General features: G+C 73.0%; 10 protein-coding genes and 1 pseudogene. 7 read left to right on the top strand and 4 right to left on the bottom strand.

Translation table 11 applies throughout. From position 1 onward, the window contains the following. Together Q6969_RS08085 and Q6969_RS08090 are read left to right on the top strand one after the other, a co-directional pair. Positions 1–439 (top strand): annotated as a pseudogene (locus tag Q6969_RS08085) (anti-sigma factor); the annotation flags it as partial. A 125-nt stretch (positions 440–564) separates the two neighbouring features. Further along, positions 565–1,950, top strand: a complete 1,386-nt coding sequence (locus Q6969_RS08090; RefSeq protein ID WP_317229970.1) for an MFS transporter — start codon at positions 565–567, stop codon at positions 1,948–1,950. On the opposite strand, the gene Q6969_RS08095 is transcribed toward Q6969_RS08090, so the two are convergent. Genes Q6969_RS08095 through Q6969_RS08105 form a run of 3 tightly spaced genes read right to left on the bottom strand, consistent with a single transcriptional unit; the run spans position 1,947 to position 3,874 of the window. Beyond that, the gene (locus Q6969_RS08095) at positions 1,947–2,459 is read right to left on the bottom strand and encodes a tetratricopeptide repeat protein (RefSeq protein WP_317229971.1); all 513 of its coding nucleotides are present in this window, start codon (positions 2,457–2,459) and stop codon (positions 1,947–1,949) included. The two genes, Q6969_RS08090 and Q6969_RS08095, sit on opposite strands and share 4 nt — an antisense overlap. A 24-nt stretch (positions 2,460–2,483) precedes the next feature. After that, positions 2,484–2,831 (bottom strand): hypothetical protein, encoded by a 348-nt coding sequence (locus Q6969_RS08100; protein WP_317229972.1) that lies wholly within the window; start codon positions 2,829–2,831, stop codon positions 2,484–2,486. 32 nt (positions 2,832–2,863) lie between these two features. Beyond that, positions 2,864–3,874: a LacI family DNA-binding transcriptional regulator gene (locus tag Q6969_RS08105; RefSeq protein WP_317229973.1), complete on the bottom strand. Its 1,011-nt coding sequence runs from the start codon at positions 3,872–3,874 to the stop codon at positions 2,864–2,866. Between the two features lie 246 nt (positions 3,875–4,120). On the opposite strand from Q6969_RS08105, the gene Q6969_RS08110 reads away from it, so the two are divergent. Genes Q6969_RS08110 through Q6969_RS08125 form a run of 4 tightly spaced genes read left to right on the top strand, consistent with a single transcriptional unit; the run spans position 4,121 to position 9,723 of the window. Further along, positions 4,121–5,410, top strand: a complete 1,290-nt coding sequence (locus Q6969_RS08110) for an extracellular solute-binding protein (protein WP_317229974.1) — start codon at positions 4,121–4,123, stop codon at positions 5,408–5,410. A 10-nt stretch (positions 5,411–5,420) separates the two neighbouring features. Continuing rightward, positions 5,421–6,446: a carbohydrate ABC transporter permease gene (locus tag Q6969_RS08115; protein ID WP_104290421.1), complete on the top strand. Its 1,026-nt coding sequence runs from the start codon at positions 5,421–5,423 to the stop codon at positions 6,444–6,446. Next, entirely contained in the window at positions 6,443–7,348 is a 906-nt protein-coding gene (locus Q6969_RS08120; protein ID WP_317229975.1) for a carbohydrate ABC transporter permease, read from the top strand. The genes Q6969_RS08115 and Q6969_RS08120 overlap by 4 nt, the downstream gene beginning before the upstream one ends. Next, positions 7,345–9,723 (top strand): glycoside hydrolase family 3 N-terminal domain-containing protein, encoded by a 2,379-nt coding sequence (locus Q6969_RS08125; RefSeq protein WP_317229976.1) that lies wholly within the window; start codon positions 7,345–7,347, stop codon positions 9,721–9,723. The genes Q6969_RS08120 and Q6969_RS08125 overlap by 4 nt, the downstream gene beginning before the upstream one ends. A 169-nt stretch (positions 9,724–9,892) precedes the next feature. On the opposite strand, the gene Q6969_RS08130 is transcribed toward Q6969_RS08125, so the two are convergent. Further along, entirely contained in the window at positions 9,893–10,741 is an 849-nt protein-coding gene (locus Q6969_RS08130; RefSeq protein ID WP_317229977.1) for an SDR family oxidoreductase, read from the bottom strand. Positions 10,742–10,836: 95 nt separating this feature from the next. Here Q6969_RS08130 and Q6969_RS08135 point away from each other — a divergent pair. Further along, the coding region (locus tag Q6969_RS08135; RefSeq protein ID WP_317229978.1) for a TetR family transcriptional regulator at positions 10,837–11,416 on the top strand (580 nt) is incomplete at its 3' end.

The raw sequence follows: 11,416 nt of genomic DNA on the forward strand, positions 1-11,416 counted from the left end.
CGCCGCGGCCGTCGCGCTCCTCGCGGGCGGTGCCGCCCTCGGCTCCGCGCTCCGGGCCGGCGTGAGCGCGCCGGTCGCGGATCCGACCCCTGCCGCCACCGCGACCGTCGACCCCGCCGACGGCCTGCCCGCCGACGCCGTGAGCATGCGGTCCATGCTCGACGACGCGGTGATCGCCCAGCTCGCCGTGACCGGGAAGTCCTACGGCACGCGCTTCGACTGGAACTGCGAGTACGCGGGCGGCGGTGCCGGGCTCGGCGCCTACGACCTCGTCGTGATCGCGCAGGACGGCACCCGCACCGTCGTCGCCTCATGGGGCTCGGGAGAGAAGGAGGCGAAGCAGCTGGCGGCCACGTCGAGCATCCCGATCGAGCGCATCCGGTCGGTGGAGATCACGCCCTCCGACTCCGACCTGGTGCTGGCGAGCCGCGACCTCTAGTCCGCGCGCCGCCGCGTCGGGATCGCTGAGCCCGCGCTCCCCTCGGTAGCCCCTGGCGCGTCGACCTCCGCGCGCCCTAGCCTGGTGGCCTCCGCACCCGAGGAAACAGAGCAGGCGAGGATCCGATGAGCGACCCGGCAGGGCAGGCCGACCTGTCGAGCACGAGCACGAGCGCCGTGAGCGCCGCCGACGCGGCCGCAGCCGACGCGGCCGTCGTCGCCGCCCGGTGGAAGCGCAACGCCACCCTGTTCCTCAGCGGTCAGACGGTGTCGCTGTTCGGCTCGATGCTCGTCCAGTACGCGGTCATGTGGTACGTCACGTTCGAGACCCGCTCGGGCCTCGCGATCGCGCTCTACGCCGTCTGCGCGTTCCTGCCGCAGGGGATCGTCTCCATCTTCGGCGGCACGCTCGCCGACCGCATGAACCGGCGGGTGCTGGTCATCGCGTCCGACAGCACCATCGCCGTGGTCACGCTCGCGCTCGCCCTGCTGATGATGAACGGGGTCACCGACCTCTGGATCATCCTGCTCGCCGTGGCCGTCCGGTCCGTCGGCGCGGGATTCCAGACGCCCGCCGTGCAGGCGATGATCCCGCAGATCGTGCCGCCCGAGCAGCTGCTGCGCGTGAACGGGATCTTCGGCACCATCCAGTCGGCGATGGCGCTCCTGGCGCCGGCCGCCGCGGGCGCGATCTTCGCCGCGTACGGCCTGGTGCCGCTGTTCTTCGTGGACGCGATCACGGCCGCCATCGGCATCGCGTTCCTGCTGTCGGTGGCCGTGCCGACGCTCGCCTCCATCGCCGACAAGACGTCGACGTACCGCGAGGACCTCGTGGAGGGGATCCGCTACATCGGCGGCAACCCGGTCGTCCGCTGGCTGCTGGTGGTCTTCGCGATCATCTTCCTGCTCACGGTCGCGCCGTCGTTCATCACCCCGCTGCTCGTGGCCCGCACCTACGGCACCGAGGTGTGGATGGTGACGGTGCTCGAGATCGCCTTCAGCGTCGGGATGCTCGGCGGCGGCGCGCTCGTGTCGACCCTGTTCGCGAAGTCCGACCGCATGACGCTGATCCTCGTGAGCTGCTTCGGCTTCGCGGTCTTCACGGCGGGCCTCGGCCTCAGCCCGAACCTCTGGGTCTTCTACGGGTTCATGTTCGCCATCGGCCTGTTCGTCCCGCTGTTCTCGGCGCCCTTCATGACGCTCGTGCAGGAGACGGTCGCGCCCGAGATGCACGGCCGGGTGTTCAGCTACGTCGGCATCGTCATGGCGCTCGCGACCCCGATCGGCGCGGTCGCGTTCGGCCCCCTCGCCGACGTGTTCAGCGTGCAGGCGCTGCTGGTCGCGGCGGGGATCATCACGGTCGTCGTGATCACGGTCGCCATCTCGCTGCCGTCGGGCCGCGCGGCGATCCGGCTGGCCCGCGCGAAGAAGGCCGAGGCGGACGCGGCGGATGCGACCGCGGAGGCCGCGCCGGGCGAGGTCGACGAGGGCCGCGTCACGCCGGGCGCCTAGCCCTCGGCGGGTGACGCCGGATCCGTCCGGTCGCGCTCCGCGAGCTCGTCCGCGTAGGCCGTGACCGCCCGGCCGTACGCCGGCAGCGTGGGCGCGAGCCGCCGGAGCGCCACGACCAGCGCCTCCGTCGCGCGCCCCGCGTCGTGCAGCGCGAGCGCGAGGAACGCGTCGCGTCCGGGTGCGTTCTCGTCGTCGGGCAGCCCTTCCAGGAGGGCGACCGCCTCGGCCACCTCGCCGACGTTCCGCAGCGAGCTCGCGAGCTGGATCACCGCGAGCGGCCGGTGCGCGGCGTCCAGTCCACCCGCGATCGCCGCGCGGTAGAGCGGCACGGCCTCCGCCTCGCGGCCCACGAGGTCGTGCGCGCACGCCAGCTCGAAGAGCGCCCGCGGATCCCCGTCCGGCCGTTCCGCGACCAGCTCCCGCATCGCGGCGACGGTCTCGTCCGCGCGCTCGTCGTCGGCGGCCGCCCAGAAGGCGGCGACCCGGACGTCCCAGTCGTCGTGGTCCATGGACCCAGCCTGTCAGGCCGGGAGTCAGTCCCCGGGCGCGGCGCTCGAGGGTCGATCCTCGCCGCTCTCGGATGGCGCGGCCCGTCCCGCCTCGTCCGCCGTGCGCTTCCGCGACGACCGCATCACGTTCCTCACGCCCCAGATCACGTACCCCACGATCACCAGGGCGATCCAGATGCCGCGGATCGGACCGGCCGGGAGGAAGACCGCCACCACCATGAGCGGGATCACCGCGTAGAACTTCACGATCGCGTTCTGGTCCTGGAAGTCCTCCTGGTCCCGCATCTCCGCCGGCGTGAGCCGCCGCATCCATGCCGGCCTCGTGCCCTTCCGATCCTCGCGCGGCGCGGCCCGGTCGTCGTCGTCTCCCATGCGTCGAGCCTGACAGGTCTGCCGGGCGGCGATCAGCGCCGCGGGACCGGCGCCGGCGCGGTCGTCGCCCGTCGGACGAGCCGGGTGGGCAGCTGCACCCGCATGGCGTCGGGCTCGGTGCCGCCCATGAGCGACATGAGCAGGTCCACCGCGGTGGTGCCGAGGCGCTGCATCGGCTGGCGGATCGTGGTGAGCGGCGGCGTCATCTGCGACGCCTCGGGGATGTCGTCGAACCCGATGACGGAGAGGTCCTCGGGCACGCGGATGCCCAGCTCCGCCGCCACCTGGAGGATCGCGATGCCCGAGAGGTCGTTGGCGGCGAAGATCGCGGTCGGGCGGTCCGGCATCGACAGGAGGACCCGCGCGGGCTCCCGCGCCGGTGCCGTGAGGAACAGTCCCGAGCGCACGAGTGCCGGGTCGAAGGCGATGCCCGCGTCCTGCAAGGCCCGCCGGTACCCGGCCTCGCGGAGGCTCGCCGAGCGGAGGTCGGGGCGGCCGGCGAGGAACCCGATCCGCCGGTGCCCGAGCTCGAGGAGGTGGCGGGTCGCCTGGAGCGCGCCGCCCAGGCTGTCCGACTCGACGCTCGGCAGGTCGGCCGGTCCCGTATGCGGGTCGATCGAGACGACGGGGATCTCGGTGGAGGCGGTCACGACGGTCGGCGTGACCATGATCGCGCCGTCGATGAGCGTGCCGCTCAGGCGGCTGAGCGACCGGCGCTCCCAGCCGGCGCCGTCGGCCTGGCGCGAGCCGCTGTACGCCAGCAGGTCGTAGCGCGAGCGGCGGAGCGCGGCGCTCACGCCCTTGAGGATCTCGGCGCTGAACGGCTCGAAGTCGGCCACCAGGACGCCGATGACTCCGGTGCGGTGGGAGCGCATGCTGCTGGCGACGAGGCTCGACTCGTAGCCGAGGCGCTCGACGACCTCCATGACGCGGCGGGAGGTCTCGGCCGAGATCCCGTAGCGGCCGTTGACGGCCTTGGAGACGGTCGACACCGAGACGCCGGCGGCAGCGGCGACGTCGTGGATCGTGGGACGGCGGGTCATGCAGTGGACCCTACGCCTGCAGGAAAAGGATTTCGAAAACGTTTGACGATTCGCCGGAGCGCGGCTGACACTGTCACGACCGGCCCCCGTCAGGAGGTCGCGGCACCGCGAGGACGCGGCGTCGCGACCGTCTCCCGCGCGGATCCGGGACGTGCCGCGACCCCACAGCATCCGGCCGCGCACGAGCACGACACCCCCCCCGACACCCGCCAGGGTGCGCTCAATGAAGAGGACAGGTTGGACAAGATGAAGGCACGGAAGATCCTCACGGGATCCGCGGCCCTGCTCGTGGGGGCGCTCGCCCTCACCGGCTGCAGCGGCGGCGGCTCCGGCAGCGACGACGGCGGTCCCGTCGAGATGACGCTGTGGCAGAACTCCACCACCGGCCCGGGCAAGGCGTTCTGGGAGAAGACCACGGCGGACTTCAACGCCGCGAACCCGGGCGTCACGGTCACGGCCACGTCGATCCAGAACGAGGACCTCGACGGCAAGCTGCAGACCGCCCTCAACTCGGGCGACGCGCCCGACATCTTCCTGCAGCGCGGTGGCGGCAAGCTCGCCGCCACCGTCGCCGCGGGCCAGGTCATGGACATCACGGACGGCATCTCCGCCGACGTGAAGGCCGAGATCTCGCAGGGCGCGTTCGACGCGAACTCCATCGACGGCAAGGCGTACGCCATGCCCGTCGCCGTGCTCCCCAGCGGCATCTTCTACAGCCAGGACCTCTTCACGGCCGCCGGCATCACGGAGACGCCGACGACCATGGACGAGCTCGACGCCGCCGTCGAGAAGCTGAAGGGGTCGGGCGTCGCGCCCATCGCCCTCGGCGCCAAGGACGCGTGGCCCGCCGCGCACTGGTACTTCAACTTCGCGCTCCGCGAGTGCTCCTCCGCGACGCTCGAGAAGGCGGCGACGGACAAGGACTTCAGCGACGAGTGCTGGATCGCGGCGGGCGAGGACGTGCAGGACCTCGTCGGCACCGAGCCGTTCAACGACGGCTTCCTCACCACCGCGGCGCAGCAGGGCGCCGGCAGCTCGGCCGGCCTCATCGCCAACAAGCAGGCCGCCATGGAGCTCATGGGCGCCTGGGACCCGGGAGTCATCGCGGGCCTCACCCCCGACCAGAAGCCGCTGGCCGACCTGTCCTGGTTCCCCTTCCCCGAGATCTCGGGTGGCGAGGGCGAGCCCGGCTCGATCATGGGCGGCATCGACGGCTACTCCTGCTCCGCGCAGGCGCCGAAGGAGTGCGTCGACTTCCTCAACTACATCGGCACCGCCGACGTGCAGAAGGAGTACTACGCGGCCTTCAACGCCCCGCCCGTGAACACCGAGGCGCAGACCGCGGTCACCGAGCCGTACCTCCAGGAGATCCTGGCCGCGTACAACGACGCGCCCTACGTCTCCCAGTGGCTCGACACGGTCTACGGCCTGAACGTCGGCAACGCGATGAACGTCGGCGTCGTCGACCTCATGGCGGGCGACGGCAGCCCGGAGAAGCTCATCCAGACCGTCGGCGACGCCGCCAAGAAGGCCTAGGCGACCCGACATGACGATCCGCGAGAGCTCGCTCGACGAGCAGCGTCCCGCGGCTGATCCTGCACACCCCGAGGGCGGCGTCGCGACGACGCCGCCCTCGGCGGTGCGTGCGCGACGCCGCGGCCTCGGCTGGACCGGTCGCCTCGAGGTCCTGATCCTCGTGGGCCCGGCCCTCCTCTTCTTCCTGGGCTTCGTCATCTACCCCGTGGTGATGGCGGCCTACTACGGCTTCTTCAGCTGGCAGGGCTTCGGCCCGCCCACCGTCTTCGTGGGCTTCCGGAACTACATCACGATCCTCCAGGACCCCACGTTCCACGAGGCGCTGATGCACAACGCCGTGATCGTGGTGCTGTCGCTCGTGCTGCAGGGCCCGGTGGCGATCCTCGTGGCGCTGCTGCTCAACCGGAAGCTGCGCGGCCAGTCGATCATCCGCGTGCTGATCTTCGTGCCGTACGTCATCTCCGAGGTCGTCGTCGGCACCGGCTGGAGCCTCATGCTCCAGGGCTCCGGCGCGCTCAACGGCTTCCTCGCGAACGTCGGCCTGGCGGACCTCCAGCAGGACTGGCTCGCCAACCCCGACATCGCGATCTGGTCGCTCATGACGATCATCACGTGGAAGTACATCGGCTTCGCGGTGATCCTCTTCCTCGCCGGCCTCCAGGGCATCCCCGAGGAGCTCTCCGAGGCGGCCGCCATCGACGGCGCGTCGTACTGGCAGATCCAGCGGCGCATCACCCTGCCGCTGCTCGCGCCGACGCTGCGCATCTGGGCGTTCCTGTCGATCATCGGCTCGCTGCAGCTGTTCGACCTCGTCTACATCATCTGGGGCCAGTACATCTCGGCCACCGCGGGCACCTCGACCATGGCCACGTACCTCGTGGCCAACGGGCGCGGATCCGGCAACTACGGGTACGGCAACGCCGTCGCCGTGGTGCTGTTCCTCGTCTCCCTGGTCGTCGCGCTCGTCTACCAGCGGTTCGTGCTCAACCGCGACACCGCCGGCGCCCTCACGGGCACGGGAAGGAAGAAGAAGTGACCGTCGTCACCGCCGCTCCGCGCAACGCGGACCTGGACCCCGCCTACTCGGCGAAGGCGCCGAAGCCCCGGAGGGCGAGGACGCCGGGGCAGGGCAACAACCCGATCCCGTACCTCGTCGCGGTCGTGCTCATCGCCCTGATGCTGACGCCGGTGGCGTACATCATCCTCGGCGGCTTCCGCACGAACGCCCAGATCACGACCGACCCGGCGGGCTTCCCGTCGCCGTGGCAGATCCAGAACTACGTCGACGTCCTCACGGGCTCCATGTTCTGGCGCCAGGTGGGCAACTCGCTCATCGCCGCGATCGGCACCACGGTCGGCGCGGTCGTGCTCGGCCTCATGGCGAGCTACGTGCTGGCCCGGTACACGTTCTTCGGCCGCGGGGCGCTGTACGCGCTCTTCGCGTCGGGGCTCATGTTCCCCATCACCGTGGCGATCACGCCGCTGTACATCGTGATCCGCTCGCTCGGCCTCACGAACTCGCTGCCGGGGATCATCCTCCCGCAGATCGCGTTCGCGCTCCCGACGACGATCATCATCCTGGTGCCGTTCCTGCGGGCGATCCCGGACGAGATCCAGGAGGCCGCGTTCATCGACGGGTGCAGCCGCCTCGGGTTCTTCTTCCGCATGGTCGTGCGGCTGTCGATGCCGGGCGTGATCACGGTCGGGATCCTCGCGTTCATCGGCAGCTGGAACAGCTACCTCCTGCCGCTGTTCCTCCTCAGCGACGCGTCGATCTACACGCTGCCGCTCGGCGTGCAGTCGTTCTCGTCGCAGTACTCGGTCGACACGGCCAAGGTGCTCGCGTTCACGTCGCTGTCGATGATCCCCGCGCTCGTGTTCTTCTCCGTGTTCGAGCGCCGCATCGTCGGCGGCCTCACCGGCGCGGTGAAGGGATGACCGGCGCGGAGGCGCCGGCGCCCGGCGCCGTGGAGCTGCCCCGGGTGTCGGAGCGCGTGCGCGAGCTGCACGCGCGCATGACCCTCGAGGAGAAGCTCGCGCAGATCGTCGGCTACTGGGTCGACCAGGGCGGCGAGGTCGTCGCGCCCATGCAGGGCGAGATGGCCACGACCGGCCGGTACGAGGAGGCCACCGAGCACGGCCTCGGGCACCTCACCCGCGTGTACGGCACGCGGCCGGTGGATCCCGTGGAGCGCGCGTCGTGGCTGTGGGCCGAGCAGAGGCGGCTCCAGACGGAGACGCGGCTCGGCATCCCGGCGCTCGTGCACGAGGAGTGCCTCACGGGGCTCGCCGCGTGGCAGGCCGCCACGTTCCCCACGCCGCTCGCGTGGGGCGCGTCCTTCGACCCCGGCCTGGTCGAGGAGATGGCGGGCCTCATCGGCGGGTCGATGCGGGAGCTCGGCGTGCACCAGGGCCTCGCGCCCGTGCTCGACGTGATCCGCGACGCCCGCTGGGGCCGCGTCGACGAGTGCATCGCCGAGGACCCGTACGTGGTCGGCACCATCGGCACCGCGTACGTGAAGGGCCTGCAGGGCGCGGGGATCCACGCCACGCTCAAGCACTTCGTCGGCTACTCGGCGTCGCAGTCCGGGCGCAACCACGCGCCGGTGCACGTGGGCCCGCGCTTCGTGGAGGACGTGCTGCTGCCGCCGTTCGAGATGGCGGTGCTCGACGGCGGCGTGCGCTCGGTCATGAACTCGTACGCGGAGATCGACGGCGCGCCCGTCGGCGCCACCCCCGAGTACCTCACCGACGTGCTCCGCGGCCGCTGGGGCTTCGACGGGGTCGTCGTCTCCGACTACTTCTCCGTCGCGTTCCTCCAGGTGATGCACGCCGTCGCGGGCGACCGCGGCGAGGCGGCCGAGCTCGCGCTCGCGGCCGGCATCGACGTGGAGCTGCCCACCGGCGACGCGTACCTCGCGCCGCTGGCGGAGCGGATCCGCGCTGGGCTCGCCGACGAGTCGCTCGTCGACCGCGCGGTGCTCCGGGTGCTCGACGAGAAGGAGGAGCTGGGGCTCCTCGACGCGACCTTCGACGCGCCGCCCACGAGCATCGACCTCGACACCCCGGCCCACCGGGACGTCGCGCGTCGCCTCGCGGAGGAGTCCGTGGTGCTGCTCGCGAACGACGGCACCCTGCCGCTCGCGTCGGCCGACCGGCCCGCGCCGCGCCGCATCGCGCTGATCGGCCCCAACGCCGACAGCGCCGAGGCGCTCATGGGCTGCTACTCGTTCGCCAACCACGTGCTCGCGCACCACCCGGGCACCCCGCTCGGGTTCGCGATCCCGACCGTGGCCGAGGCGCTGCGCGTCGAGCTGCCCGACAGCGAGCTGGTGCTCGTCGCCGGCGCCGAGGTGGAGGGCGACGACCGCTCCGGCTTCGACGCCGCCGTCGACGAGGCCTGCCGCGCCGACCTCGCGGTCGTGGTCGTCGGCGACCGGGCGGGCCTGTTCGGCCGCGGCACGGTCGGCGAGGGCAACGACGTCGAGAGCCTCGACCTGCCGGGCGTGCAGCGCGAGCTGGTGGAGGCGATCCAGGCCACCGGGACCCCCGTGGTCATGGTGCTGCTCACCGGCCGGCCGTACGCGGTGGCGTGGGCGATCGAGGGCGAGTCCGCCCCCGCGGCTGTGCTGCAGGCGTTCTTCCCGGGCGAGGAGGGCGGATCCGCGATCGCGGGCGTGCTCTCCGGCCGGGTGTCGCCGTCCGGCCGCCTCCCGGTGTCGCTCCCGCGCTCCGCGGGCGCGCAGCCGTTCTCGTACCTGCACCCGATCCTGGGCGGCCCGTCGGAGGTGACGAGCGCCGACCCGACGCCCGTGCTCCCGTTCGGGCACGGACTCTCGTACACGTCGTTCGCGCGCACCGGCCTCGCGGTCGCGGCGTCCGAGGTGCGGGCGGGGGAGTCGTTCACGGCGACCGTCGAGGTGCGCAACACGGGCGACCGCGACGGCACCGACGTGGTGCAGCTGTACGCCCGCGACGTGCAGGGCAGCGTGACGCGGCCCGTCGCGCAGCTGCTCGGCTACCTGCGGCTGGACCTCGCCGCCGGCGAGTCCGCGCGCGTCCGGTTCGAGGTGCCCACCACCCGCCTCGCCTTCACCGACCCGCGGTACCGCCGCATCGTCGAGCCGGGCGCGGTGGAGCTGTGGGTGGGGCCGTCGAGCGCCGTGCGGGAGACGGAGGCGGCGATCGAGATCGCCGGACCCGTGCACCACGTCACGATCGCGGACGAGCGGTACGTGCTCACGTCGGTGGAGCCGGTCGGCGCGTCCGCGGGCGCGCCGGCCGTCCCGGAGCGGGTGCTCGAGCCGAGCTGATCCGGCGGACACCGGCCCGCACCGCGGAGCCCCGGCGCCACGTCCTCGCGACGCGGCGACCGGGGCTCCGTCGTGCGACCGGCCCGACGCCCGGACGTGGATCGCCCGGTCGCGGGTCGCCCGGTCGCGGGTCGCCCGGTCGCGGGTCGCCCGGACGCGGATCGCCCGGTCAGCCGCGCGCGAGGTGGTCGCGCACGCCCTCGGGCTCGCGGCCGAGGAGCTCGGCCAGGAGCGGGTCCGTGCCCGCGAGGAAGCCGCCGGCAGCCGCGAGCGGGAGCCCCAGGAGGAAGCGCGCGACGGGGGCGGGCGTGCCGACGGCGACCAGCCCGGCGATCCAGTCCTCGGCATCCACGACCTCGAGGCGCACCGGGCGGCCCGCGACCTCGGACGCCAGCTCCGCCACCTCGGCCATGGTCGGCGCCGCGCTCGCGGTGAGGGTGACCGGACCGTCGGCGGGCGCGTCCTGGAGCAGGATCCGTGCGGCGCCCTCCGCGGCGTCGGCGCGCGACGTCCAGGAGACGGGGCCGTCGGCGGGGACGCGGATCACGCCGGTCTCGCGCCAGGCGCCCAGCAGCAGGTCGATGCTGTGCAGGTAGAAGCCGTTGCGGAGCGCCGTCCACGGGATGCCGGAGGCCGCGAGGATCCCCTCGGTGGCGGCGTGGTCGCGGGCCGGGGCGAAGGGCGAGTCGGGAGCGGCGCCCTGGTGGCTCGTGTAGAGGATCCGCCCCACGCCCGCCTCCGTCGCGGCCTCGACGGCGGCGCGGTGCAGCGCGACGGCGTCGGCGCCCGGATCGCTGGCGGAGACGAGGAGCAGCCGGTCGGCGCCCGCGAAGGCGGCGGGGAGCGATGTCGCGTCGGCGTAGTCGCCGCGGCGCACCTCCACGCCGCGGTCGGCGAACGACCGCGCGCTCGCGGGGTCGCGTGCGACGACGGCGATGCCCGCCGCGGGGACGGTCCGCAGCAGGTGCTCGGCGGTGGCGCCGTTGAGGGCGCCGGTGGCTCCGGTGATGACGATCATGTGCGTGCCTCTCGTTCGTCTCGTGTTATCGGTGGTAACGCTCGAAAGGTAGCACGGGAAACACCGCGCTAACACCCGTGCGTTATCGTCGTTCCATGACCGCCGACGCTCCCGCGCCCGACGAGGCCGCCGCCGACCCGCGCGCGGGCACGCGCGACCGCATCGTCGACGTGGCCGCCGACCTCCTCCGCGCTTCCGGTCGGGCGGCCGTCACCACCCGCGCCGTCTCCGAGGCCGCGGGCGTGCAGGCCCCCACCATCTACCGGCTGTTCGGCGACAAGGAGGGGCTCCTCGACGCGGTCGCGGAGCGGGAGATGACCCGGTTCAGCGCCGCCAAGGCGGAGGCCGTGCGCGCCGCCGCGGCGGGCGCGGCCGACGCCGTCGACGACCTCCGCGCGGGCTGGGACGCGACGATCGCGTTCGGGCTCGCCAACCCCGACCTCTACGCCCTCATGAGCGACCCGGCCCGGGGACCCGGCTCCCCGGCCGTGCGCGCGGGCGTGGCCCTCCTCGAGGCGCGCGTGCACCGGGTCGCGCTCGCGGGACGCCTGCGCGTCGCCGAGCCCGTCGCGGTCGACCTCCTCCACGCGGCCGCGACGGGTGCGCTGCTGTCCACGATCCGCCGCCCGGCCGCCGACCGCGACCGGGTCCTGGTCGACGTGATGCGGGAGGCCG

The organism is Clavibacter sp. MX14-G9D (genome assembly GCF_032917815.1).
GTDB lineage: Bacteria > Actinomycetota > Actinomycetes > Actinomycetales > Microbacteriaceae > Clavibacter > Clavibacter michiganensis_K.